The organism is Ekhidna sp. (assembly GCF_965228795.1).
GTDB lineage: Bacteria > Bacteroidota > Bacteroidia > Cytophagales > Cyclobacteriaceae > Ekhidna.
Map to the genome: position 1 here is coordinate 257,684 of NZ_OZ245839.1, position 25,749 is coordinate 283,432.

25 protein-coding genes and 1 tRNA gene are annotated in these 25,749 nt (G+C 41.5%); 5 read left to right on the forward strand and 21 right to left on the reverse strand.

What is annotated here, in order from left to right; genetic code table 11:
* The first annotated feature begins 77 nt into the window (after positions 1 to 77).
* Positions 78 to 773: a hypothetical protein gene (locus ACQK2H_RS01060; protein WP_425389623.1), complete on the forward strand. Its 696-nt coding sequence runs from the start codon at positions 78 to 80 to the stop codon at positions 771 to 773.
* Positions 774 to 809: 36 nt separating this feature from the next.
* Here the strand turns inward: ACQK2H_RS01060 and ACQK2H_RS01065 are convergent, their stop codons facing one another.
* The 6 genes from ACQK2H_RS01065 to ACQK2H_RS01090 form a co-directional block, all read right to left on the reverse strand.
* On the reverse strand, positions 810 to 929 hold the full coding sequence (locus ACQK2H_RS01065; RefSeq protein ID WP_425389624.1) for a GIY-YIG nuclease family protein: 120 nt from the start codon (positions 927 to 929) through the stop codon (positions 810 to 812).
* Between the two features lie 147 nt (positions 930 to 1,076).
* Entirely contained in the window at positions 1,077 to 1,322 is a 246-nt protein-coding gene (locus ACQK2H_RS01070; RefSeq protein WP_425389625.1) for a GIY-YIG nuclease family protein, read from the reverse strand.
* A 147-nt stretch (positions 1,323 to 1,469) separates the two neighbouring features.
* Positions 1,470 to 1,715 carry a GIY-YIG nuclease family protein gene (locus tag ACQK2H_RS01075; protein WP_425389626.1) on the reverse strand — a complete coding sequence of 82 codons (246 nt, stop codon included), beginning with the start codon at positions 1,713 to 1,715 and terminating at the stop codon, positions 1,470 to 1,472.
* A gap of 65 nt (positions 1,716 to 1,780) precedes the next feature.
* Positions 1,781 to 1,856, reverse strand: a tRNA-His gene (locus tag ACQK2H_RS01080).
* 64 nt (positions 1,857 to 1,920) lie between these two features.
* Positions 1,921 to 3,255 (reverse strand): dihydroorotase, encoded by a 1,335-nt coding sequence (locus ACQK2H_RS01085; protein WP_425389627.1) that lies wholly within the window; start codon positions 3,253 to 3,255, stop codon positions 1,921 to 1,923.
* Between the two features lie 339 nt (positions 3,256 to 3,594).
* Positions 3,595 to 5,022 carry a M28 family metallopeptidase gene (locus ACQK2H_RS01090; RefSeq protein ID WP_425389628.1) on the reverse strand — a complete coding sequence of 476 codons (1,428 nt, stop codon included), beginning with the start codon at positions 5,020 to 5,022 and terminating at the stop codon, positions 3,595 to 3,597.
* Between the two features lie 145 nt (positions 5,023 to 5,167).
* Here ACQK2H_RS01090 and gcvP point away from each other — a divergent pair, with 145 nt between their 5' ends.
* Positions 5,168 to 8,053 carry an aminomethyl-transferring glycine dehydrogenase gene (gene gcvP / locus ACQK2H_RS01095; RefSeq protein WP_425389629.1) on the forward strand — a complete coding sequence of 962 codons (2,886 nt, stop codon included), beginning with the start codon at positions 5,168 to 5,170 and terminating at the stop codon, positions 8,051 to 8,053.
* A gap of 32 nt (positions 8,054 to 8,085) precedes the next feature.
* Here the strand turns inward: gcvP and ACQK2H_RS01100 are convergent, their stop codons facing one another.
* The 3 genes from ACQK2H_RS01100 to ACQK2H_RS01110 are packed head-to-tail and all read right to left on the reverse strand — an operon-like array spanning position 8,086 to position 10,031.
* On the reverse strand, positions 8,086 to 8,766 hold the full coding sequence (locus ACQK2H_RS01100; protein ID WP_425389630.1) for a TlpA family protein disulfide reductase: 681 nt from the start codon (positions 8,764 to 8,766) through the stop codon (positions 8,086 to 8,088).
* 42 nt (positions 8,767 to 8,808) lie between these two features.
* Positions 8,809 to 9,489 carry a TlpA family protein disulfide reductase gene (locus ACQK2H_RS01105; RefSeq protein ID WP_425389631.1) on the reverse strand — a complete coding sequence of 227 codons (681 nt, stop codon included), beginning with the start codon at positions 9,487 to 9,489 and terminating at the stop codon, positions 8,809 to 8,811.
* 44 nt (positions 9,490 to 9,533) lie between these two features.
* Positions 9,534 to 10,031, reverse strand: coding sequence for a hypothetical protein (locus tag ACQK2H_RS01110; RefSeq protein WP_425389632.1), 498 nt, complete (start codon positions 10,029 to 10,031; stop codon positions 9,534 to 9,536).
* Position 10,032: 1 nt separating this feature from the next.
* Here ACQK2H_RS01110 and ACQK2H_RS01115 point away from each other — a divergent pair, with 1 nt between their 5' ends.
* Both ACQK2H_RS01115 and ACQK2H_RS01120 read left to right on the forward strand, forming a co-directional pair.
* The gene (locus ACQK2H_RS01115) at positions 10,033 to 11,067 is read left to right on the forward strand and encodes an SMP-30/gluconolactonase/LRE family protein (RefSeq protein WP_425389633.1); all 1,035 of its coding nucleotides are present in this window, start codon (positions 10,033 to 10,035) and stop codon (positions 11,065 to 11,067) included.
* Between the two features lie 181 nt (positions 11,068 to 11,248).
* Positions 11,249 to 11,548, forward strand: a complete 300-nt coding sequence (locus ACQK2H_RS01120) for a GIY-YIG nuclease family protein (RefSeq protein ID WP_425389634.1) — start codon at positions 11,249 to 11,251, stop codon at positions 11,546 to 11,548.
* Positions 11,549 to 11,868: 320 nt separating this feature from the next.
* Here ACQK2H_RS01120 and ACQK2H_RS01125 read toward each other — a convergent pair whose 3' ends face one another.
* The 6 genes from ACQK2H_RS01125 to ACQK2H_RS01150 all read right to left on the reverse strand — a co-directional run bounded on the left by ACQK2H_RS01125 (position 11,869) and on the right by ACQK2H_RS01150 (position 17,025).
* Positions 11,869 to 12,537, reverse strand: coding sequence for a hypothetical protein (locus tag ACQK2H_RS01125; protein ID WP_425389635.1), 669 nt, complete (start codon positions 12,535 to 12,537; stop codon positions 11,869 to 11,871).
* 1 nt (position 12,538) lies between these two features.
* Complete coding sequence (locus ACQK2H_RS01130; RefSeq protein ID WP_425389636.1) at positions 12,539 to 13,315, reverse strand: DUF4097 family beta strand repeat-containing protein; 777 nt, start codon at positions 13,313 to 13,315, stop codon at positions 12,539 to 12,541.
* Between the two features lie 50 nt (positions 13,316 to 13,365).
* The gene (locus ACQK2H_RS01135) at positions 13,366 to 14,100 is read right to left on the reverse strand and encodes a HEAT repeat domain-containing protein (RefSeq protein ID WP_425389637.1); all 735 of its coding nucleotides are present in this window, start codon (positions 14,098 to 14,100) and stop codon (positions 13,366 to 13,368) included.
* 11 nt (positions 14,101 to 14,111) lie between these two features.
* A complete protein-coding gene (locus tag ACQK2H_RS01140; protein ID WP_425389638.1) occupies positions 14,112 to 14,651 on the reverse strand; it encodes an RNA polymerase sigma factor in 540 nt (179 codons plus the stop codon).
* Between the two features lie 64 nt (positions 14,652 to 14,715).
* The gene (locus tag ACQK2H_RS01145; RefSeq protein WP_425389639.1) at positions 14,716 to 16,275 is read right to left on the reverse strand and encodes an MFS transporter; all 1,560 of its coding nucleotides are present in this window, start codon (positions 16,273 to 16,275) and stop codon (positions 14,716 to 14,718) included.
* 21 nt (positions 16,276 to 16,296) lie between these two features.
* On the reverse strand, positions 16,297 to 17,025 hold the full coding sequence (locus ACQK2H_RS01150; protein WP_425389640.1) for a DUF3667 domain-containing protein: 729 nt from the start codon (positions 17,023 to 17,025) through the stop codon (positions 16,297 to 16,299).
* 51 nt (positions 17,026 to 17,076) lie between these two features.
* Between ACQK2H_RS01150 and ACQK2H_RS01155 the strand changes: the two genes are divergently transcribed.
* Positions 17,077 to 17,391 (forward strand): hypothetical protein, encoded by a 315-nt coding sequence (locus ACQK2H_RS01155; RefSeq protein ID WP_425389641.1) that lies wholly within the window; start codon positions 17,077 to 17,079, stop codon positions 17,389 to 17,391.
* On the opposite strand, the gene ACQK2H_RS01160 is transcribed toward ACQK2H_RS01155, so the two are convergent.
* The 6 genes from ACQK2H_RS01160 to ACQK2H_RS01185 all read right to left on the reverse strand — a co-directional run bounded on the left by ACQK2H_RS01160 (position 17,388) and on the right by ACQK2H_RS01185 (position 25,680).
* Complete coding sequence (locus ACQK2H_RS01160; RefSeq protein WP_425389642.1) at positions 17,388 to 17,756, reverse strand: response regulator; 369 nt, start codon at positions 17,754 to 17,756, stop codon at positions 17,388 to 17,390. The genes ACQK2H_RS01155 and ACQK2H_RS01160 overlap by 4 nt on opposite strands.
* A 1-nt stretch (position 17,757) precedes the next feature.
* Positions 17,758 to 19,734: a tetratricopeptide repeat-containing sensor histidine kinase gene (locus ACQK2H_RS01165; RefSeq protein WP_425389643.1), complete on the reverse strand. Its 1,977-nt coding sequence runs from the start codon at positions 19,732 to 19,734 to the stop codon at positions 17,758 to 17,760.
* Between the two features lie 61 nt (positions 19,735 to 19,795).
* On the reverse strand, positions 19,796 to 21,169 hold the full coding sequence (locus tag ACQK2H_RS01170; RefSeq protein ID WP_425389644.1) for a right-handed parallel beta-helix repeat-containing protein: 1,374 nt from the start codon (positions 21,167 to 21,169) through the stop codon (positions 19,796 to 19,798).
* Between the two features lie 17 nt (positions 21,170 to 21,186).
* Positions 21,187 to 22,257, reverse strand: a complete 1,071-nt coding sequence (gene prfA / locus ACQK2H_RS01175) for a peptide chain release factor 1 (protein WP_425389645.1) — start codon at positions 22,255 to 22,257, stop codon at positions 21,187 to 21,189.
* A 53-nt stretch (positions 22,258 to 22,310) separates the two neighbouring features.
* Positions 22,311 to 25,079 carry a T9SS type A sorting domain-containing protein gene (locus ACQK2H_RS01180; protein ID WP_425389646.1) on the reverse strand — a complete coding sequence of 923 codons (2,769 nt, stop codon included), beginning with the start codon at positions 25,077 to 25,079 and terminating at the stop codon, positions 22,311 to 22,313.
* Positions 25,080 to 25,107: 28 nt separating this feature from the next.
* A complete protein-coding gene (locus ACQK2H_RS01185) occupies positions 25,108 to 25,680 on the reverse strand; it encodes a DNA-3-methyladenine glycosylase I (RefSeq protein WP_425389647.1) in 573 nt (190 codons plus the stop codon).
* Positions 25,681 to 25,749 lie beyond the last annotated feature (69 nt).

Sequence of the window (25,749 nt, forward strand, 5' to 3'; positions counted from 1 at the left end):
CATCCTGATAAATCAACAGTTCAGTCCAAGAATTTTTTAAACTGTATAATTATCCATTTGAATTGCTAAAAAAGCAAATGGAAAAGTTTCTGCTTATATCTCATATCCTTTGTGGCGGGACTGTGCTTCTTCTCGGGCTTGTTCAAATACTACGTCGGAAGGGGAACAAGAATCATATCATGCTGGGTAGGATTTATGTTGGAGCAATGTGGTGGATATGTCTTAGTGCTTGGGGCATCATTCTTTTCTATCGGTTTAGCGCATTTTTGATGGTCATAGCAGTACTTACTTTTTATGCCTCTTTCTCCGGTGTGAGGGTGTTAAAAAGAAAAGAAGTAGGGACTGAAAAATGGTATGATTGGTTTGTAGCAGCCCTTACACTCCTTTTCGGGCTCGGCCTTATGATTTATGCCGTTTATCTGTTTCTCAACACTGAAAACCCAATACTCGCGTTTTTGTGCTTCATATTTGGGTTTTTCACCCTACACTCAGGTTTTCAGGACCTTAGGTTTTTTATCAAAAAGCCTGAAATGGAGAAAACATGGTGGATCAAACAGCATATAGGTGCAATGGGGGGAAGCTATATCGCAGCGATCACTGCTTTTGCCGTTCAGAATCCTAATCTATTTATGCCTAATAGCTCTTATCAATGGCTTTTATGGCTTTTGCCTTCTGCTATTGGAAGTCCCCTATTCTCACTTATATCCAAAAAGTGGGTTGGAAAAATGGGGCGTTCTGTAAAGAAAGATGAATTGAAAACCTCCTCTTTTTGATGAAGAAGACGTTAGTAGGGGATAGCTAACTGTCAACTATGCTTTAGCATTTTCATACCCTGAATTGTGCCTCTTAAGGCGATCATCAAGATCGTTGGTCTGGCCTTTGTAATATTTATTACAAGACTCGGAGTGCAGTATATATACGAAGTACATCGGCTGAAAATAAAAAGCACTTCCTGACGAGGCAGACCTGTCAGGACAGGGTACGAAGACAAGCTTGTCAGGGCAAAAATTTGTTCCAAATTTTTGTGGTGCCGACCAAAGGAAGGTATCAAGGCCTTGCGCCTTGATGGAAGACTCCTAAGAATATTTTTTCATAAAAGCTTCCAGTCGTTCTCTGTTCAAATTCTTCAATTTTCTTTCCAGCGCAACAGCTTCTGCCCGTGTTTCCTTTCTCGTGTTCCAGACCATTTTCCATGGCCTACACTTGGATGTAGCATTTTCATACCCGGCATTGTGCCTCTTCAACCGATCATCAAGATCGTTGGTCTGGCCTTTGTAATATTTATTACAAGACTTGGAGTGTAGTATATATACGAAGTACATCCGCTGAAAATAAAAAGCACTTCCTGACGAGGCAGACCTGTCAGGACAGGGTACGAAGACAAGCTTGTCAGGGCAAAAATTTGTTCCAAATTTTTGTGGTACCGACCAAGGGAAGGTATCAAGGCCTTGCGCCTTGATGGAAGACTCCTAAGAATATTTTTTCATAAAAGCTTCCAGTCGTTCTCTGTTCAAATTCTTCAATTTTCTTTCCAGCGCAACAGCTTCTGCCCTTGTTTCCTTTCTCGTGTTCCAGACCATTTTCCATGGCCTACACATGGATGTAGTATTTTCATACCCTGAATTGTGCCTCTTAAGGCGATCATCAAGATCGTTGGTCTGGCCTTTGTAATATTTATTACAAGACTTGGAGTGTAGTATATATACGAAGTACATCCGCTGAAAATAAAAAGCCCTGACGAAGACAAGCTTGTCAGGGCAAAAATTTGTTCCAAATTTTTGGGTGGAAGACCGGATTCGAACCGGCGACCTCCTGAACCACAATCAGGCGTTCTAACCAACTGAACTACAACCACCGTATATTTCAGGTAATCCCGAAAAGGAGTGCAAAGGTAATACCTCTGTATAAATCTGCAAACGTTTATTTTCGATCAAAAGCAAGTCGTTGACCCATTCGACTTTCATCTAATTTGCCATCAGTGTAAGCCAAGTGGCCGGATACAAATGTTTTCTCAATCGATGATTTGAATGTGTGCCCATTAAAAGGTGACCAGCCACATTTTGCACGGATATTTCCTTTCTCTACCGTCCATGGCTTGTTTAGGTCTACCAATACCAAATCTGCTTTATATCCTTCTCGGATATAACCTCGCTCCTTTACTTCGAAGCACTCTGCTACTGCATGAGACATCTTTTCGGCGATTCTTTCAAGAGTTATTTTACCATCATGATAAAAATCCAACATCGCAGTAAGTGTATGTTGAATTAACGGACCCCCTGAAGGAGCTTTCATGTACGGATTTTGTTTTTCATCGAGGGTATGTGGTGCATGGTCCGTTGCAATCACATCTATGCGATCATCAAGCAATGCTTTCCATATCTGATCGCGATCATTGGCTGTTTTCACTGCAGGGTTCCATTTAATAAATGCTCCCTTTTCATCATAGTCTTGATCGGAAAACCACAAATGATGAATACATGCCTCGGAGGTTATTCGCTTCTGGCCCAGAGGTATTTCATTGGTAAAAAGGTTGGTTTCTTTTCCTGTTGAAATATGCAGGATATGCAAACGCGTATTGCACTTTTTAGCTAGCTCTATGGCTTTCGATGAAGATAGATAACACGCTTCCTCACTTCGAATAATCGGGTGATACTTAAATGGTATTTCCTCTCCGTATTTTTCTACATATTCTTCGGTATTTGCCTGAATGGTTGCTTCGTCCTCACAGTGAGTTGCAATTAGAATAGGAGCATTTCTAAAGATATTTTCCAATGTTTGAGGATCATCCACAAGCATATTCCCGGTAGAGGAACCCATGAATATTTTGATGCCGCAGACAGATGCCGGATCTGTTTTTAACACTTCATCCAGGTTATTATTCGTACTCCCCATGTAGAAGGAGTAGTTTGCCAAAGCATTTTTTGCTCCTATTTGATACTTCGCTTCCAACAGCCCCTGCGTGATTGTTTGAGGCACTACATTGGGCATCTCCATAAAAGACGTGACCCCTCCGGCCACTGCAGCCCGAGATTCAGTGAAAATATCGCCTTTATGTGTAAGTCCCGGTTCTCGAAAATGCACCTGATCGTCAATCACTCCCGGAAATAAATGCAACCCGTTTGCATCGATTTCCTGACAATTTTCCTCCACAGACAAGCTGTCACCAACTTTTTCTATACGGTCTTCTTTAATCAGTACATCTCCGGTAAAAACCTTACCCTCATTAACGATATGTGCTCCTTTAATCAAATACATTGTTAATATTTTAAGAATTTATATGACTATAATGGAAACCAAACTTTCTTTCTCCGACATTTTAGGCCAAATCTACAATTCTTGAGTTGAGATTGAGAAACCTTTTGTCTCAAAAATAAAGATCATAACCAGCTCAAAATCAACGTTTTTAGAGGTGTAAAATCATGATAAAACAGTTTTAGCGATATTTTTAAACCAAAACTTTCATGGAAACCACATTAAATAATTATAATTGTATTAGAAAGATGGATTTTTTAGTCTTTCTTTCCATAGCTGGTTGAAAAGATCTTGTGGGGCGAATGCCCCACAATGATCAATTTCCTCACAACTCTCCCACTCTTACTTATCTACCTCTATTCTTTCCTCGCGGTTTGCTATTTCCCATGCTGTATAGAAAACCAATCTCGCTCTCTTCTCCATTGTATCAAATGCGATCTTTTCTATCGTATCAGTCGGTTTGTGATAGTCCGGATGTGTTCCATTAAAGTAGAATATAATCGGAACGTTGTTCTTTGCAAAGTTGTAGTGGTCTGAACGATAATAGAATCTGTTTGGATCATTTTCATCATTGTAGGTGTAATCCAACTCCAGATTCGTGTATGTGCTGTTAACCTCCTCTGAAAGCTCGTGAAGCTCCGTAGATAATTTATCAGAACCAATCACATAGATGTAATCCGAATTATCCGCATGCGCATCATCAATTCTTCCCACCATGTCAATGTTTAGGTTTGCTACAGTATTCTCCAATGGAAATATAGGATCTGTGTCAGTATAATATTGTGACCCAAGAAGTCCTTTTTCTTCACCAGTTACGGTCATGAACAGTATGCTTCGCTTAGGTCCCTTTTTCTTTTTGCTTGCTTGTGCAAATGCTTCTGCAATCTCTAAAACAGAAACCGTTCCTGACCCATCGTCATCCGCCCCATTGTGGATTTCTTCATTTATTATCCCTACATGGTCGTAGTGTGCGGTAATCACCAAAACCTCTTCGGGCTTTTCGGACCCCTTTAAGAAGCCAAGTACATTTTCTGTTTCCACCGGCTTATCCAGATAATCCGCATTGAAGATCACCGTTGCAGTCTCTCCTGCCTCTATTTCTTCAAACGCTTTTTCGTATAACCATCCGGCCAGCTCTTTATTGGCAATCACCAGCTTTGTGGCGCTGTTGTCTCTTCCTTCCATTTTTAAAGATGGACGTTTCAAGTATGGGCCATACCTTGTAATCATTGACTGAAATTCATCCTCGTTCTCCAAAGCAAAGAATACACCTGCCGCGCCGGCTTCTTCTGCTTTCTGGGCTTTCTCCTGTAATCCTCCCAGTTGTTCGGCTACATATACAATGTATTTCCCCTCATAATCCAGGTCTTCATTTTCCTCATCAGCCATAATCAACTGAATGTACTCTTCTCCTGAAGTTTCCGCACTTGAGTAATAAACAAAATTTTCAAACCCTATCTTTTTTTCCTCGCCTTTTCGGAAGTACACATTTCCGATGGTCGCTTCGGTCAAATTGAATTTTTGGAAGTGTGATCCATCTACCGGAGCTTCAAACCCTAACGACTTAAAATGATCTGCGATATATTTTGCTGCCATTTTTTGTCCCTTCTTCCCGGTCTCACGACCTTCATATTCATCTGAAGCCAATACTGAAAGGTGTTCTTTCAAATCATTGGCAGTAATTGTCTTTGCAAACTTCATTGCCGTTTTATCCTGTGCAAATAGTCCAATCGCTACTAATAAGCCCAGTGCGTAAGTAAATTTTCTCATTTTGATATAACGTGTTAAAAATCAGGCCTAAAACTAAATAATTTTGATTCGGCCAAACTATACAATTACACTAATGGTTACCGATAAAATACTTTTTGTAGTGAGTGCCTTGAAGTAAATTTGCGGCCTCTTAAACAAGTCCCTGATGAAATTGAATCTGAATGATCGCGTAGAGTTTGAAAGACGCCACAATGGCCCTTCCGATGAGGAGGTTACCAGTATGTTGGAAGCCATTGGGTTATCTTCTGTAGATGAGCTTATTTCTGAAGCCATCCCTGCGCCAATTTTAAAGAAAACCCCATTAGACCTTCCGCCTTCCTTAAATGAATTCGAATACCTGAATCGAATGCAAAAGGTGGCTGATAAAAACAAGGTCTTTAGATCCTTCATTGGTCAGGGGTATTACAACTGTGTGGTTCCTACGGTTATTCAGCGGAACATCATGGAAAACCCGGGTTGGTACACTGCCTACACGCCTTATCAAGCTGAGATTGCTCAGGGACGACTAGAGGCTCTTATCAATTTCCAGACCATGGTGATTGATCTGACAGGTATGGAAATAGCCAATGCATCGCTACTAGACGAGGCAACTGCAGCGGCTGAAGCCATGAGCATGCTTTATGGACTAAGAAAAGGAGAAAAAAAATCATCTAATAAATTCCTTGTAGACGAAGAGGTATTTCCTCAAACCCTGGAAGTACTTAAGACAAGAGCTCTGCCTTTCGGTATTGAACTAGAGGTTGTTGATTTGGCCAATACCGATATTTCCTCTCCGGAGATTTTTGGAATTTTCTTCCAGTATCCAAATAATTCTGGTGCCGTAAAAGACTGGTCGCCAATAGTGGCTGCCGCGAAGGAGAATAATGTCTTTACAGCATGCGCAAGTGACCTTTTGGCATTGACGTTGCTGACTGCCCCTGGTGAATGGGGTGTGGATGTTGTTGTTGGCACCAGTCAGCGATTTGGTGTGCCAATGGGTTATGGTGGTCCACACGCCGCATTCTTCGCAACACGCGATGCTTACAAAAGATCGATCCCCGGCAGAATCATCGGAGCATCAAAAGATGCACACGGAAATGTTGCATATCGAATGGCCCTTCAAACCAGGGAGCAACACATTAAAAGAGAGCGAGCAACATCTAACATTTGTACTGCGCAGGTGCTCCTTGCAGTAATGGCAGGCATGTATGCTGTGTATCATGGTGCTGAGGGACTAAAGCAAATTGGAGCCAGAACGCATGGTTTAGCAAAAGAGACGGCAAATACCATCGCCCAATACGGGTTTGAAAATCAGAATACGTATTTCTTTGACACGCTTAGAATTCCGCTTGACTCTGAGCAAATCATTCATTTAAAAAAATTAAGTCACAGAAGCGAAATCAACTTCCGGTACTTTGATGATGGTGTGGGCATTTCATTTGACGAATCGCATACAGTAGCAGACGCTAATGAGGTGGTGAAGCTTTTCGCAAGACTGGGTAACGCTTTTGAAGCACCAATCGTCGAAGATTTTGAGGTTGAGTACCCCTCTTCATTAAGAAGAAAAACTCCTTATCTCGAACACCCCATTTTCAATCAATATCACTCGGAGCATGAGTTGCTTCGCTACATGAAGTATCTGGAGAACAAAGATCTTTCATTGGTGCACTCCATGATTTCTCTTGGGTCATGTACGATGAAGCTGAACGCAACTACAGAGATGATCCCTGTAACCTGGCCTGAGTTTGCAAACATTCACCCGTTTGCACCGAAAGATCAGGCAGAAGGATATGGTGTCATGATCAATGAGCTGCACGACTGGTTAGTGGAAATCACAGGCTTTCATTCTGTTTCATTCCAGCCAAACTCCGGAGCACAAGGAGAGTATGCCGGCCTGATGGTGATCAAGTCTTACCTGGAGGGAACCGGACAGCCTAACAGAAATGTGGCTTTAATTCCATCATCTGCGCACGGAACAAACCCGGCCAGTGCAGTGATGGCAGGAATGCGCGTAGTGATTGTAAAGTGTGACGAGAACGGTAACATCGACGTTGAGGATCTTAGAGAAAAAGCAGAAGCTCATAAAGATGAGCTTGCAGCCCTGATGGTAACCTACCCATCCACTCACGGGGTGTTTGAAGAAGAAATCATTGAGATCTGCAACATCATCCATGAAAATGGCGGACAGGTGTACATGGATGGAGCAAATATGAATGCTCAGGTGGGGCTAACCTCTCCCGGCATTATCGGTGCGGATGTGTGTCACCTAAACCTCCACAAAACATTTTGTATCCCTCATGGTGGGGGCGGCCCAGGTATGGGACCAATCGGTGTTGCTGAACATTTGACCCCATATCTGCCTGGTCATGTAACAGAGCACAACAGCAACCCGGCTGTTTCTGCTGCTGCTTATGGTAGTGCGAGTATTCTCCCAATCTCTCACGCATACATTGCGATGATGGGAGCACACGGGCTGACTAACGCTACAAAAATGGCGATCCTGAATGCAAACTATATCGCTGCAAGATTAAAAGATGATTTTCCGGTACTCTACGCAAATGATAAAGGAAGAAATGCGCACGAACTGATCATCGATTGCCGTGACTTTAAGAAGTCGGGAATTGAGGTAGAAGATATTGCGAAGCGCCTTATCGACTATGGGTTTCATGCACCAACGGTTTCGTTCCCGGTACCGGGCACCATGATGATTGAGCCTACAGAGAGTGAGGTTCAAGATGAGCTGGATCGATTCTGTGATGCCATGATTGCTATTCGAGCAGAGGTACAAGAAGTGATTGATGGAGTAGCAGATGCCAAAGACAACCCACTAAAAAATGCGCCTCATTCGTACAAGGTGTTGGTTGCAGATGAGTGGAAGTATCCATACTCTAGAGAAAAGGCAGCCTTCCCAGCTCCATACGTGAAAGAGAATAAATTCTGGCCGTCAGTTAGCCGGGTAGACAGTGCCTATGGCGACAGAAACCTGATGTGTAGCTGTTTGCCGCTGAGTGAATATGAAGACGTGGAAGAAGCAATAGAAGCAGAGGCTTAAGAAACAGAAAGGGAGCGATTGCTCCCTTTTTTTTATTTGAGTGATTTCAAATCAACCTTCTCGCTTCCTCTAAATATCTCTGTAACTGCCCCTTGCTCATCAAGGAGTATGGTTGTAGGAAAGCTAGTGATTCCGTATCGCTGATGAAAGTTGACCCCCTGAAGAACTAAGTGAAAGGTTGTGCCTTTCGTGTCTATCGTATCCAATTCCTCCTGAATGCCATGAAAGAACATAACACCAACATATTCGTCTTTGCCTGCTTTCATTTGATTTTCAAGTGTCCTTAAAGCTTGGTTTGAAAAATCATACTTATCCGCAAACATCTCGAACCTCACGACCACTTTTTTATCACGGAGCTCATCAAAACTAAGCTCTCTTTTTCTGACAGTCGTAATATTAAATGGCGGAAATAATTCGCCGACTTCAAAGTTTTCTTCTGGTTGCTTTAGGAAAGTCCTTCCCGTTGTGTCATATAAAAACTTCGCTATTCTTCCATAGCTATCGATTTCAGTATCTATACTAAATGGTTTCCCCTGTATCATAGAAATGAACTTCTTTGGTTCTATTTTCTTCCCAGTATGCGCATTGTAAACCCGATTAGGGTCTATTTGAAAATTACTTGTCGCTTTTTTTTCATATATCTTCTGTGCTTGGATACTTGTAATATTCAAGACGAAAACTGTTGCTAAGAAAAGTCTTATTGATCGTTTCATTATGCTGTTTAATAATTCAGTAGTTTATCAAAAATCAATTAGTCATTCCAGAATCGAAAGATCAATGTTTTCTTCATACTCAAAGAGACCTACCACTATTCCCTTTTTATCAATTACCACAGTGGTTGGTATTTTGGTTACACCATATCGATGAAAAAAATTACTATTCTGTATGAAATAATCAAACGTTGTTCCCGGGACTTGTAACGACTTTAAAGGACTATCAGAACCTCTAAAAATCATCAATCCCACTAGGTCTGACCCAAAAATGGACATCTCATCTTCCAAGTCCAATAACGCATCATTCGAAAAATCGTAATTATCAGGGAACAGCTCGAATCGTACAACCATGTGTTTTCCCTTCAGCTCATCAAACCTGATTTTTTCTTTGTTGATAGTTGTCACATTAAATTCTGGAAAAGGCTTTCCAATTTCAAGAACCTTAGGAGGATCAAGAGGTCCTTTATGACCCGTAGTATCGTAGTAGAACTTAGCGACCTTTCCGTAACTATCAAACTCAGGATGAACAGTAAAAACTCCTCCCTGTACCATTTTAAGAAAACGATCTGTAGGAATCTTTTCTTTAGTATGGTAATTGTATGCAAGCCTTGGGTCCAGTTTAAATGATCCACCAGATCGTCTTTCAGGGGTCACTTGAATGCTATCGTGTGTGCTTTTGCACGCAGAAAGTGCAATAAAAGCAAGAATAAAATAGTGTTTCATGTCAGCCTCTAATATAATATCCTGACAAATAACTAAACTATCAACTAATTACACAACCGAATTTGAAAAGATCCTTCTACGGAATGATCGTCATCCAAATAGGCTTGTAAGTAACCAATGATCACCTGGTTTTCGATCGCATAGATTTCCATAAAGCCACTTGTGGCTATGAGGTTTTGGGAGGTGGAAACTTCAAAAGATACCTGCACCTGGTTGTTATCTATTGCCTGTGGTGCTATAAAATAGCTCCGCTCAGCCGGACGAAATATCGCTTTTACATGCGCCAATGTTGGAGTCGGTAGCGTACAGGGATCTTTTACCGTTTCTTCGGAGGAAAGAAAACGTACACGGTATTGTAAATCGGATGAAACAAGATATCCATTAGCTGATTTATAGCTCCATTCTTCACCATTGATCGTGCCTTCTAATAGCTTATCGGGAAGTTGAATTTCGTCATCCCCGCATCCACAAAAGATTATCAGCAGACTGATTAATGTTGAAAGAAAAGATTTTCTACTTTTATGGATTACACCTTTAATCACTATGAAAAAGTTTTTACTCACCCTATTGGTCATTGCGGCACTGATCGCTGCATTTGTTTTCTACACATTCAGCTCAACCGGCTACTTCCACGAAGTTAATAACACTGAAAGCTATGCGGTTATTGCAGAGATTCCGATGAAAGGAGCTGAAGACTTTACCATCAACTATGAGGATGGATTCATGATCATCTCACAAGATGATCGTATGGGTAGGAGAGATGGCAACCCCTCTCAAGGACATCTATACTACCTTGATTTAGATTCCGGAAACTTTGAACCCATCCAGCTGACTACCAATTACAAGCTGCCTTTCTATCCACATGGCATCAGCTTGCTTAAGCTGGACTCTGCACACTATCAAATCCTGGTTGTGAATCATGCTCGTGGACATACGATCGAAAAGTTTGAGCTTTTTGGGAATGACAGCCTGGTGTACATGGCTACTTTTCGTGATGAAAGCATGATCAGCCCCAATGATGTAGTGGCACTTGATAAAGAATCCTTCTACTTCACCAATGATCATGGATACACCAGTTATTGGGGTCGACTTGCTGAAAACTATTTAGGACTGGGTGTCTCCAATGTCGTGTATTATGATGGAAGGTATCAGGAGGTGGCCGATGGGATCGCCTATGCAAACGGTATTAATATTTCCAAAGATCGAAATCAGCTGCTGGTGGCTTCTCCTCGCAGCTTTAAGGTGAAATATTATACCATCGAAGACGGGGGTTCACTCACTTTTGATCGTGACCTGAGCGTAGGAACAGGCATAGATAACATAGAGCTTGATGAAGAAGGAAACTTATGGATAGGGTCACATCCAAACTTACTTGCCTTTGCTGCTTATGCCGGTGGTAAGAAAGAAAAAGCCCCTTCTGAAGTAATCAAAATTACGAATGGGGATGAGGTGGAAAGCTTGTATGAAAATGATGGGTCGTTTATTTCCGCCAGTAGTGTGGCTGCACCTTACAAGGACTTGCTTTTCATTGGTACAGTAATGGATGATCGGTTGGTGGTTTTGAGGGAGAAAAAATAATATCAATCTGTCTTGTAATCGTTATTGTGAACCTGAAGCATGAAGGTGGAGCAATCTCAATAGTAAGATCGCCGCGCTTCGCTCGCGATGACGTTATCGGTTAGGTTATGTTAACAACATATCATTTCTAGGAACATGACGAAGCAATCTCAATCTTCATTAAATACAAAACCAACTTTAAATGGAAAAAGGAGGAGGTGTTTACATTCTGACTAATAAAAACCACACTACATTTTACGTAGGAGTGACATCTGAACTATATCCAAGAATAGTGGATCACAAAGAAAAGAGATATAAAAGAAGTTTTACTGCGAGGTACAACCTGACTAAGCTTGTTTATTTTGAGTTATACCACTCAATCGAAGAGGCTATTTCTAGAGAGCACCAACTGAAGGCTGGGTCCAGGCAAAGGAAAATTGATCTTATCAATCGGCTTAATCCTCAATGGAAAGATCTATTTGATGATATAAGTAAATGGTAAACAGTTTGATTAACTGCATTTTGGTTCTCAGTCTTAATTTTAAGATCGCCGCGCTTCGCTCGCGATGACGTAACTCTAGTTTGATTAGGGCTAATAATTGTAGCTCTGAATAAACTTGTTTTCGTCATTGCGAACCTGAAGGATGAAGGTGAAGCCATCTCAATGTTAAGATCACCGTGCTTCGCTGGCGATGACATTATCTAATATTGGATCTCAAAAGACAACTGCAGGCGCTTAATATAACTTCTGTAATTGCGAGGAAGAATGACGAAGCAATCTCATCCTTAAGATCGCTTCATCATGCTGTTTAGAATAGCTACTTAGCCTTTCCTCAAAAAAATATCTCCGCTTATGGTTTCAAAAGAAGATTCCTCTCCACCATTGCTTATTCTGCCGTGAATATCCTGACCGACAATCTGTCTGAGACCTTCTTTACCATAGGGATATTCAATCTCTATGTCTGAATAAATCTCCCCGGATATCGTTTTCGCTTTAAAATCCATGCCATTTGATGCCGGTATGGTGACATCTATTGCTCCTGATATAGTCTTCAGTTTCATTTCTGAACCGAAGTACTCGAATTCATAGTCGCCTGAAATGGTTTCCGCACGAACAGCTAAATTCTTAGGCAAATAAACGGTGTAGTTAATGGTCGACGTGTAACTGCAATTCTTCCACTTCCCGTCTTTTTCTTTGCTGATCTTCTTCCACATATCTGAATCCATCTCAATGTAAATGGTAGATGTAGACTTCTCTGAAGAGAGCGTGAAGATATCATTGTCTTTTCCATCGTTTATTTCCACCATCACCTCCACCATCACCTCATTTTTCTCCCATGTCTTAAAAATGATGTCGTCCGCAAAGTCAAATTCCAGATCCAGCATGCTTTGGCCGGTCACATCAACTGACTCAGTCACTTTTTTTGGCTGTGCTGACAACCCAAAGGTTATCAGGCACAGCATTATCATTAGTCCTTTTATCGCTTTCATCTTATTCCGCTTTTCTGATGTAGATATCGCCGCTCACTGTTTTCAGAGAAACTTCCACTCCACCGCCGTTTAGTTTGCCGGTTGCGTTCTGGCCTCCTACTCTGCTCAACTTTGCATCTTCACCAAAGTCAAAATCAAAGCCCGTATACACCCCTCCTGAAACAGTCGACATTTTAAATGTTCCCTTGACAGAAGGTGGGAATGTGACATCTATATCACCACTGGTAGAACTCAAAGAAGTTGGTGATGTACTTGAGAGAGAAGTAAACGTTACCTCAAGGTCTGAGCTTAATGTGTGTGCTACAATCGGTCCGGTAACATCTATGAATTCCAAATCTCCCACCTGACTCTTCGCTTCAATTTCCCCGGCCATGTTTTTAATGACTACATCCCCTGCTTGCCAGCTGTTGTAATCCAGTTTTACTCTCAGGTTTTTGGGTAAATACATTACATAATCTGCATTGTCTGCTTCGCGATGTGCTCCAGATAAGGATATAGTATTTCCTTCTTGCTTTATGCTAAGACCAACACCAGTATTTTCAGGTCCGGTTGCAGATAAGGGCTTTAGTCCTTTCGCCTTTTCAGGCAAGCCTTTATAGTTTTTGCTTTCTATTTTAATTTCCGTTCCGGATGTTCCCTCAATCACAATGTCTGAGGAAAGATTTTCTATCACCAGCCACGTTTCTGCTGCATTTCCTTTAATTGAATAGTTAAATGTCTTCTGCGCCTTCACATGAAAGCACATTAAGAGTATTAGTCCTGTTATGATCGTTTTCATTTTATATTGATTTTGAATTTTGATTAATAATTAATTGGTACCGGTATTTTTTATGTTAAGACCTGAATTGCAACTTGTGCTTGCTGTTTTACTTCAGGTACTATTTCTTCTTTTTCCATCATATCTCGTAGAGGGGCAATCGCACTTCGCTCTTCTGCCTCCACCAAAATGGTGATCAGTGAAATTTGAATGAGTGGGTCTGTCTGGGTTTCCAGCGACTTAACTAGCTCAGCTTTCACTTCCTCATTATTTATGAACTTTTCCAAAGCCTTTAATGCCGCATATCTCACATTGGGACTCTCATCCGTATTTAATGTAGTTATCAAGGTGGAAATCAACTCCCTGTTAACAGTCCCTCTTTCCTCTATTCTATTCACAGCCATGATTCGCTCACTGGCTGAATGGCGTTGCAGGGTTGTCGTTAAGGTTACCTCTTTCAATGACTTGACTTCCTCTTTTAATTCCGCCAACTCACTGGAAGCGTCTCCTCCGGAAAATTTTCCTACTCCAAAACCGATGATGAGTAAGGCAACAGCTGCCGCGATTTGCATCCATGGTAACTGAACATTTTTGTTTTTCTCTTTTGCAAGTGCTGCTAGAAACCCTGCTTCCACATGGTATGGAGCCTCAACTTCGTTTGAGTTCTCGATTGCTTCAGCAACTTCCTTCAATTCATCATATCTTTTTTTCAATGTAGAACCTTCTGCAATCTGAGATTCCAGCTCTTTGTTTTGCTCACCCTCGATGAGTGAGATCAATTGTTCATCTGTGATATTATTTTCCATCACTTTATTATTTAGATTTCCTCTAATTGGAAATACACTTCCTTCAATTCCTTAATGGTGCGATGCACCTGTACTTTAATATTGCTCACTGTTGTATCTCTCAGCTTTGCTATTTGCTCATATTTCATTCCCTGAAATTTGCTTAGCACCAACAGTTCACGTTTATCATCCGGCAATTCTTTCATTGCCAGATGTAGCCTTTTCTCTCGTTCGAAAAGTGCTTCATCACCCACATCTTCTGCCTCCGGCATTACCTCCACCGGGTTGAATTGATCTTTATGGATTTTCATCTTTCTGAAATGATCCTTGATCATATTCCTGGCGATCTGAAAGATCCAGAACTGAACAGAATGCCCTTCTTTATAAGAGTTTCTGTACTTCATCACTCGGATGAAAAGCTCTTGCGTGAGGTCATCACTGTCGGCTCGTTCCAGCGTGGACTTTAGAAAGTAATTGTAGATGCGCTTACTGTAGCGACTAAACAATTCGTTCAAATAATCCAGCTGTCCCGCTTTTACCCAGGACATTAATTGTTCGTCTGTTATCTCCAAATTCAACCAGGTTGTGATGGTAAATGCAGATAAGTTACAAGGAAATGGAAGGAAGGTTACAGAATCAATCTGAATCTGTTCTTACTTTTCTTCCTTCCACCATAAATACGGCTATCAATGCAGATATCCATGCTAATACAGCACTAAGCCTTTCAACCCATTGATAAGTTTTGATAAAGCTCATGTCATACACACGATTGACATTTTCTGAGAGAGGACTTTTAAGTTGTTCAGGAGCGAGCGCTTCTCCTAACTGAGCGGTTTCTTCTATAATGAGTTCTTTTTGCTCCGTTGAAATATCCAGTGCATTAATATCTGCCTGAACGTATTTGGCAAAAAGGAAGATGGCAAATGCGCCCAAGATCGCATTTATGAAGGTGCCCGAAATCCGCGTCACACTGTTGTTGATGCCTGAGGCAATTCCTGACTTACTTTCATCCACGCAAGCCATTACCGCTGTTGTCAGGGGAACTACTGTAATCGACATACCCAGAGCGAACGTTAAAAAAGATGGAAAGAACGTAGACCAGTATTCAGACGGACCAGCCGTCATCCCGATCGTAGACAACCAATACATTCCGACCCCCGTTATAGCCGGACCAATGATCAGAAACCGCCTGGGTCCATACTTATCCGACAAGGATCCCATTCTTCGTGCCACCAAAATCATCATTGCTGAAAAGGGTAAGAAGGTTAATCCTGCCTGAAATTGCGAATACCCTTGCACCTGAATAATGTTTAATGACAGGAATAGCATGGTTGCTCCCAGTGCTGCATAGAGGAAAAAACTCAGAAGGTTAACTCCTGAAAAGGTCTTGTTCTTAAATAAAGACAAAGGAACCATGGGCTCATGCACGCGCTTCTCAGCAGTGATGAAAATAACTAATAGTATAAGGCCGATCGCCAAACTGATAATTACTACCGGATGTTGATATCCCATTTCAGGCATCTCCAAAAACCCAAAAGTCAGAGCGGCCAAACTGAACGTAAGCAGCGCCGCACCCCACCAATCAACTTTTGATGCTCCCGGCTCTTTGCTCTCAGGAACCTTATAATGAAGGGCAAAAAAGGACAGAATGCCAAGAGGTACATTGATGAAAAATATCAATCGCCACAGTCCGATATCCGCTAATGCACCTCCAAGCACCGGGCCACACACGGTCACTATAGTAGTGGCTGCAGACCAGGTTCCAATCGCTTTTCCCTTTTCTTCTTTACTAAAAACTGCCGATATAATAGCGAGACTCCCGGGTATCATTAAAGCGCCACCTATACCCTGAATAGATCTGAAAATAATCAGTTGAAAAATATCTTGTGACAGCCCACACGCTGCAGATCCTAATGTAAAAATGAGAATTCCGAACTTGAAGACTTTTACTCGACCCCTTTTATCCCCTAGGCTGCCACCTACAATAATAAGTGATGCAAGCATCAGCAAATAACTATTCAGCACCCAAAACAAATCTGAACCAGTGGCTGATAGATCCTTTTGCAGTGACGGCAGGATAACATTCAATGCAGTGCTATCAATAAATGCCATACTTGATGCCAGAATGGTGGATATAAGCGTCCACTTTCCAGTGGGACAATTGAGGGGGTAATCGTGTTGCGCCTGAGCAGACATCTACTCAAGATACTTCACATATTATAAATAGAAAATCATAGCTCCAGCAAGACTAAAAATGATCATGGCTGATATGACATATATGATATTTAGCAGTAGTAGCTTTATTGTAGTTGTCAGCCATTTTTGCTCATACACCTTGCGCAGCGCAATTAGTAAATAAACCTCGAGCAAAAAGATAGTGATCATAAAGGACCACTGACTCAGAAAAACACTGGAAGGAAAAATGTAATCAATTATGATCACCATGATGGTGAGAAGCACGAACGCGAACGCATGAAAATGAATTGAAAAAATGAAATGTGTCAGATAAAAACGTCCCGGCTTTCGAAAAAGAACAAAAAGGTACAATGCAAAGAGTGGGAGCAAGAGGAAAAACAAACGGGGAAACCAAATGCTGAAAAAGGAATCTAAAAACTCTGCCTCTTCAGATTTCTCAGCTCCAGCTGACTGATCCACAGGTCCCAAAAACAAGAAGAAAATGATACTGATGAAAATAAACATCCTCAATGGGGGAATGTATCTCACTCTCCGACCCGCAATAAACTCTTTTGTTAGAAAGCCGGGGTTGAAAAGCAGAGGGCGCACACTTCTGATGATCAACGAGTCAAATGTGAAGTAGTCGCCAAGGAAGTCCAGAATAAACTGCTTGAAGTGAACGACCTTTTCTTTGTGTTCCTGACCGCAATTCGGGCAGAACTTGAAAGAATCTTCAAGTTTTGTTTGGCAGTTTTTACAAATCCTTTCCAATAATTACTTGTTTACATTAATATTGATGATCATCGAAAATACTTCGTTGCATTGATTAATAAACTATTCATCACCTGTCTTTTGATTATCGGGCTTGGACTATGCGCCAATGGTCAGCGAATAGTTGTGGATAGTTCGTCAACTAAGAAGTATTTGATCTCTCCTTCTGATAAGAAAGAAACCCCTGTCAATCCACCTGTAATAAAAGAAGAAGAGCCTTCTTTTGGTGATCGTGCGATTTCTATAGGTATGGGAATCGTGAACAGACTAAAAGCGCGCCTCAACCTGGATGAAGCCGCGGAAAGCCTGAAGGATAAGAAGGAAAAAATCCTGGGAAAACAGGAAGAACAAGAGGGCGATGGTTAAGCCGCCCCGTTTAAATGCCTTTCTATCTCTGCTTTATCAAAAGGCTTGGTAAAAAACTTTTGAATCATATTCCTTTTCAGTGCATCATCAATTTCATCATTGAAAGCGTATCCACTCAAAATAAAATATGGGATGTCGTTGACAGTCTCTTTGGCCTTTTCAATGAATTGAACACCATTCATTTTTGGCATGTGCATATCACTTATGACTGCCCTAATCCGCTGTTTGTTTTCTTCCAGCTTTTGCAGTCCCTCTTCGGGAGAGTTTGCTACCAAAACCTCGCGCTCTCCTTCAAAGGAGACTCTAAATAAAAGCAAATTAGCCTCCTCATCGTCAATGTATAATATTGCCGGTTTCTCACTCATATCATAAAGGTAACTTAATTATAAATTTAGTTCCTTCATTCGGAGTAGATTGTACGTCTATGCTCCCTCCATGTTCTTCTACAATAGAAAAAGTAATGAAAAGCCCCAGCCCGGTTCCTTCCCCCGGCGGCTTGGTAGTAAAGAACGGATCGCTGATTTTTAATAGGTTTTCTTCAGGAATTCCTTCACCATCATCTGCTATCTCAATTTCCATGAAACCATTCTTCTTTCGAGTGCTTATTTCGATTGTGCCTTCCTCATCAATTGCTTGTTCGGCATTCGATATGATGTTCATCATGGCTTGGTGCAGCCTGCCTTCGTTACCCTTAAGTTCAGCACCCTGATCGGTGAAGTTTGTAGCCACCCGAATTCGGTTGCGAATTTTGTTGTGCAAAATCAAGAGGCAGTTTTCGATGATCTCATGAATGTTGCACCGCTCATCTATGCTTGGTCCTTTGCGACTAAAATGACTTAAGCTTTTGACAATGTTTGTTGCCCGATCCACCCCTTCGTTAACTATTCTAAAGTAGGATTTCAGCTCCTCATCTTTGTCGTCTCCAATCTTAGAGGAAAGTGCCTCAATCCCGTTTTTGATAAAATTCAATGGGTTGTTTATTTCATGGCCTACCCCGGCTGCAAGCACACCTAGAGAGGCCATTTTTTCAGAGGTAATCAGTAATTTTTGGGTTTGCTTGAGCTCTTCGTTATTACGCTGTAGTTCTTTATTTTTTTTATGATTCTTTCTCAGAAGGATTATCAATATCACCAGGAGTGGCATAGTGATTATTATGATTACAGTAAAGAGCTGATTGGTAATTACCTGATTTCTGATCTTTATCTGCTGTTCCGTCAATAAAAACCGATCTTGTTCCTCTTTAATTTTGATTGGAATCAAATCAAGGTTTCTTGACATCACATCTTGGAACAACGAGTCTCGTAGGTTAATGTATTGGCTTAAATACTCGTTCTCAAGTTCCTCATTCCCCTGCTTATCGTATATCTCTGAATACAGCTTTAGGTTATCTAGTTGTTGTTGACGCACTTGGATTTGATTGGCCCAGCTTTCGCATTTTGATAAATTATCTAGTGCCCCATCATAATCTTCATTCATTAATGAGTTTTTAGCCATTAAATAATACGCCTCGGCTAATCCTTTTTTGTCATCGATGGAGTCACTTGCTTTCAGAGACTTTTCAAGGTAGTATTCCACCGAATCATTTTCTCCCTTTGTCATCAGCACTTCTGCAATTCCTCTGGCGGAAACGGCCCCCCAGTTGATGTTCTCAATCTCTTCGCCAAGCTTTAACCCCCTTCTGAAATAACCGAGTGCTTCATCAATCTTTCCCTCCCTCAAATAGGTAATGCCAATGTTATTCAAGGAATAAAGCTCAGTGTCCCGGTTTACTATTTCTATGGAAACATCATATGCCTCTTCAAAATACGCTCTTGCTGTTTCATACTCCTTAATTCTTTCGAAGACCAATCCAATATTATTGAGTGTTGTTGTAAGCCCGTATATTTCCCCTATCCGCTCCTTTATTCCTCGTGAACGCAAGAGATATTCAAGTGCTGTTTGATAACTGCCAAGATTATAATAAAGCAGTCCAATGTTGTTGAATCCATTATTGATCAGGGCAGAGTCTTCTAGTGCCTGCGCAATTTTTAAGGCTTTTTGATTGAATTCCAGCGATTTGTCATAATCTCCTTTATAGTAATGAACGCCTGCAATCAGTCTGAGTGATTTTGATATTAGCGCCGAATCTCCCAGGGTTTTCGATAGTTCCAGGGCTTCTTCACCGTAACCCATAGCCTGCCGTGGGTAATTGAGCCAAACATTAATTATGATCTGATGAAGGATTTCAATCCGTTGCTTTCCCTGTGCATTGTCCAGTTGTTTCAATAAGCTATCTTCTTGCCCTTGCGCAATGCATAGCACTATCAGAAAAATAGATATGTAGCCAGTAAATCTCACTCTCACAGTGGTTGATTATAAAAGATAGCAAGAAAAAAATTAAGCAACCACTCTTTTGGGCTTGAGGCTATTCTTTATCCACACGCTCGTAAGCGCCAATATCAGGGAGGGCATCTCTGGGAATACCCTTTAGGTCTATCGAAACACCTATGCTTGTGCCCTTATCACGTGCAAAAGCAAGTGAATCCAGCTCATAATTGTTTAGAAATGCTTCTTTAAATCCCGGAAAGTTGAATTCGAGTGATGTGTAGTTATTGGGTATCTCTTGTGATGAACGAAGAATATTACTCTCAAGCAAAACAGACACAGTAGCACCTCCTCCATTGCTTATTAGAAGTTCTTCATCGGCTGTTCCCCATACAATAGAATTAATCATATTAAGTGATAAATCTCCTGTCAGCAGCTCGGTCTCGCTTATCACCACATTATCTGAAAACTGAACCGTTGGTTCGTCCTGTACAAAAAGCGCAGGCTCGTTTGAAAAGGTACAATGCAGAAAGGTATAATTTCCACCCGCAAAACCACCCACCAGGTAATTGCCGCAGTTATAAATCAAGGTGTTGGTAGCTTCTATATCTGAGGTAAAGGCCAAAATTCCTGCCTGACTCATATTGTATATCTCTGTGTTTTCTATAACAATATCAGGCAAGTCATCATCATCCGGTGTACCAACTCTTAATCCTACCTGTCCATTAAATATCTTTGAATAGGTGATTTCATTTTCCTCACTTCCTTCCAGGAAATAGATGCCGTTCCATTGGCCGGGCACCTGATCATAGATTCCGTCAAAGCGAGCATTTCTAAAAATGACATGATCAGATGAATCACCATTTGCTTTTAGCGTGCCAGATACGAACATGATTGCATCATTTTCAAAGTAGACCCTTGTTCCTTTTTCCAATGTCAATTGACACCCCTTGTCAACCAATACCGTATCAGAAATAATATAAGGTCTATCGCTGGTCCATGTTTCATCGCAAATAATACGATTAGCCACTGTGTTGCCATCCTGACCATAGGATACCAACTTCACATGATCCTGATTGGTATTCCATTCAAAAATGATCGAGTCTTTTACTAAGTAAGGTTGATCTTGATTTCGAGCATTTACATTTACCTCTACTAAGATTAGAAGGCTGTCACCTCCAAATAGCCGTTGATTGGTAATGGCATTGGCTTCTCTGCCGTTAATGATCAATGAGTAATCAGAGGATTGCTGCTTGCCCAATCGAATCTCTGATAGTTGAATAGCAGACTCATTAGGGTTATACACAGTCAAACGCCTTGTGCTGCTCCTTCTCTCAGAAAGTAGCGTATCAAAAGTTACTGTGTCATTGCTAAAGATCAAGAATAGGTCAGGATCAAATGAAACGGATTCTTCCTGTGTGGAACATCCCAGCCAAAAAACGACTAGTAACAGAAAAAGAAGCTTGTTTCTCATGTTAGCTTGAAAACGACCTATTCCTCTGTTTCTTTCATGATCTCCGCATTTTCGGCAATCCTTAGCTGCTCGATAAACTCCTCAATGTCGCCATTCATCACATTGGGTAGATTGAAAACGGATAAGCCAATACGGTGATCCGTAACTCTGCCTTGAGGGTAGTTATAGGTTCTGATTTTGTCAGAGCGATCTCCTGACCCCACCATGCTTTTTCGTTGGCTGCTTATTTCTGCATTGTGTTTTTGAAGTTCTATTTCATAAAGGCGTGATCGAAGCACCTTCAATGCTTTATCATAGTTGGCATGCTGAGACCTCCCGTCCTGACACTCTACTACAAGACCTGAAGGAGCATGGGTTAGTCGCACTGCAGATTCAGTTTTGTTAATATGCTGCCCTCCTGCACCTGATGCCCGAAATGTGTCTTTTCTGATGTCTCCCATGTTTAACTCAACATCCACTTCCTCCGCCTCTGGAAGCACAGCAACAGTGGCCGCTGATGTGTGAACCCTCCCTTGTGACTCGGTAGCCGGCACTCGCTGCACACGGTGCACACCTGATTCGAACTTCAGCTTGGCGTAAACATCTTCACCCTCAACTGAAGCCACAATCTCTTTATACCCTCCTGCACTTCCTTCACTGAAGTTTAGGACTGAAAACTTCCACTTTTGATCTTCTGCATACGATTTGTACATTCGGAATAGATCTCCTGCAAAAATGGATGCCTCATCTCCGCCTGTTCCGGCTCTAATCTCTAAAATGACATTTTTACTATCATTGGGATCTTTAGGGATCAGCATCACTTTAAGCTCTTCCTCAAGGCCTTCAATAAGTGGTTCCAGTTCGTCTATTTCAGACTTGGCCATTTCCCTAAACTCAGGGTCTTTTTCGTTGTTAAGCACCTCTTTTGCACTTTCAAGATTACTCTTTGCTTCCGTGTACTCTTTATACTTAACAACAATCTTTTCCAGGTCTTTGTACTCTTTGTTCAGCTTTCCATATTTGTCCATATCAGACACAATATCCGGCTGAACAATAAGCTGGCCTACCTCCTCAAATCGATGCTTTATTTCCTCGAGTTTATCAATCATTTGCCTAAAGTTATGAAGGCAAAGTTAGTGGCATTCGGAGTATTCGCAGAACGCTATTTCTTTACGATTTTGAAGGTGCTCTTTTCTCCCATTTTGTTGTCTGCCTGGACCAGATAAATTCCCCGGTTCAAGCCTGACAAATCAATGGACTGATTCTTAATGGATGATGTAAGCACCAAGCTTCCTCCGATGGTATAAACTTGTACGGTTTCGATTTCACCAGTGAAATAAAGACGTTCCTTCGTTGGGTTTGGATAAGCTGAAATTTTGGCCTCTTCTTTTTCAATCGAAAGTGGGTCATCGACGATTTCGCCCTGATTAAACTTGCCTAGAAAAGCTCCTCGACCATGCGTGGCTACCGCTATTACACTATCAGACGCTCTTGCCTCAAGCATATCTACACGCACATTTGGGAGTCCAAGATTATAAGGCTTCCAGTCTTCTGATTCATCCATAATATTTTCCAGCCCCCAAACTCCCATTTCGGTTGCTAGTAAAATCTTTTGATCATCTAAAGGATTGAATATTCCGTATCGAACCGGAATGTCCGGTAGGTTTCGTTCAATATCATACCAATCCGCTCCTCCATTAGGAGTGTACCAAACGGATTTAAACCCATAATTTGAAAATGTAACGAGGATATCTCTATTGGTGTCTCCAATATCTACAGAAGAAATATACCCAACCGGAAGCTCATTATTGTCAATCTTAGTAGCCTCCGGATTGAACGGAAGCCCTTTAACCAAGTACACATCCCCCAATTGATTTCCTAAAAGCATCGTAGCATCGAGCTCATCATCATGTGGAGAAACCTTTATGGCAGAAAAAGCCGCAGAACTACCTGTCCCAAGCTTCACTTCTGAGTATTCCGGAACTCCCAATAAGTCTTTACCGAGATAATCATTGACGTTGATAATCGCCAAAGTATCAAGAAATCTTCCCTCAAGCCCAGGTATCAGCACTTCAAAGCCACCATCTACCGCCATGTTTGTGTAGAGTAAGTTCGAGCGGTCATCATACTCCGCAGGATTAATAAACGACCCGGTATTCGTGCCAAAATATGAACCAACCCCATCAACAAAAAAATTATAGTTGTTGATCTGGGACGAAGTAATACGAAGCGACGGGTCATCTCTATCGAAAAAGCAATAGGCACCATCACCTCCACCTATCATGCTCTCATAGGTAATCTTTCCTGTTTCACTTGTATGTGTACTATTGTCTTGGGATCCTGCCAGTATTTCATTGTTTCCCTTTTCAGGGTGAAGCGCTATCGTATAGTATTGCGTTGTGGCTAGAGAATTATTGATGTGACCAAAAGATGGGTATTCTGAGAGCCTCTCACCATCCAGTGTATTGAAAGACTTGGAAAAATCGGAAGTAAAAAATACACCTCCATCAGTAGCAGAAATCATCTCATCTGACGATCCGGATACAAATTGCAATTCATGAATATCTCCATGAATAAAGTGGTTTTTGATGCTGTCCTCACCTTCTAGTCCATAGTACGGGATCAGGTAATCAGAGAAATAATACATAGAAGACCAGTCGCTTACATGCACCCAACTCAGATTCCCAGTAGATTCAGCATTAGAAAGTGCATGGGCATCAAGTCCTCCTACAACAATTCGATCGTTATCATTTGGGTCAACTCCTAACGCAAGCGCGTGCCAAGGGATAGATGCCCACGACTCTGAAGGCCCGGTTAGGTCAGTCCAGCTATCATTTTCATAATACATTAGTCGTGCAAAAAGCGGGTGATCTCTTATTTGTTCGAAACTATTGAGAAATCCTGCTGATGCTGCCGCATATAGTTTTTCATCCCTGGAGGCAAGTTTGACCCTGCCCGGCAGAAGATCAAGACCATACTGCGAAGATCCCTCCTCCACAATATTGGTTGCATAGCGATCCTCCACATCCCAATTGGTGCCATCGGTTGAGTTTAGAATAACTCCTCCTCCCTTCAACTCCAGATTTCGCATGGTACCAACATATAGCCGGCCATCGCTGGTAAGCTCAATATCACTGACAGCATAAGGCACGGAAGATCCCTCAATATTAGGTAAAACCTGTGCCCAGCTGGTTCCCCCGTCTGTTGAGCGATACAGTCCATCAGAAGGAGATGACCCGAAAATAGAGCCTTGGTATACCCCGGATGCCACCCCGGCATAAATGACACTACTTCCATTTTCTTCTCGTATCACAATATCATTGACATAGTCGAAATCAGTAGTTGATGATAGCAATGTCCAGGTAGCTCCTCCGTCCATTGTTTTATAAATGCCGGCACCTGCTGATGAGGATTCTCTGTAAATATTGACAGAAGTAAATGATTCCCCCGTTCCTACATAAAATGTACTGGTGTTTAGTGGGTCATAAGCTATGCAGGCAATTGACATATTTTCCCAATTGTCAGATACGGGAACCCATGCTGCATTATTTCTAAAGTCTGGTGTGTACCACAAACCGCCGGTCACTGCACCCGCCCAAAGTTTATTGGGGTCATTGGGATCGATCATGATCGCTCTGGTTCTCCCTGCAATTTCTGTATTCACTTGCTGCCATTGAAAATCCCTCTCTGACTGAGTTCTTCCTTTCATCGACTGTACGAGCTCCCTAATGTTTTTCCTTGGAATTTTTCCGGTCTTCGGATCCATGGTCATGATAATATCTCGGTAGGCAGATTTTTCAGGGCCATCCAATTTGCCTACCTGTAGACGCTTAATGTTTTGGAGGTATTGATTCTTAGCGTCTTTTTGAAAACCAAACCAGGCTCCCAATGTGACGAAAACAACAAGGGTGGGAGTGATAACTTTTTTCATAGCAGTGTGATGTGAGTGAAAATTAAAGTTACTTATTTAAAAGTTCCATGTAACGAAAACAATCCGTCGTATGGTCATTTACTAATCCGATGGCCTGCATATGAGCATAGATTGTGGTGGAGCCAACAAACTTGAACCCTCTTTTCTTCAAATCTTTAGCTAAAGTATCAGACTCTTTAGTCGTGACCGGTACCTCTTCCATTGATTTCCACGAGTTAACTATTGGTTTTCCATCAACAAACTGCCATATATAATTATCAAAACAGCCGAATTCATGTTGAACCTTAATGAATTGCTGTGCATTATTGACCGTAGCTTCGATTTTCTGTCTGTTTCGGATAATGGAAGCGTCATTCACAAGATCCTCAATCATTCCCGGCCCGTATTGAGCCACCGTTTCAACATCAAAATCAGCAAAGGCTTTTCGATAGCCCTCCCTCTTCTTTAAAATAGTGGCCCAGCTCAGACCTGCTTGTGCGCTCTCAAGTACTAAAAACTCAAAATGCTTTTTATCATCATGAACAGGAACCCCCCATTCTTCGTCATGATACCGAACATATTCTTCAAAAGAATTGGCACACCAGGCACATCTTGTTTTCATACTTAATCACTTATACTAAATTGGGACCATATTGAGTTGAGGTTTATAAAAATAGCATATTCACGCTCA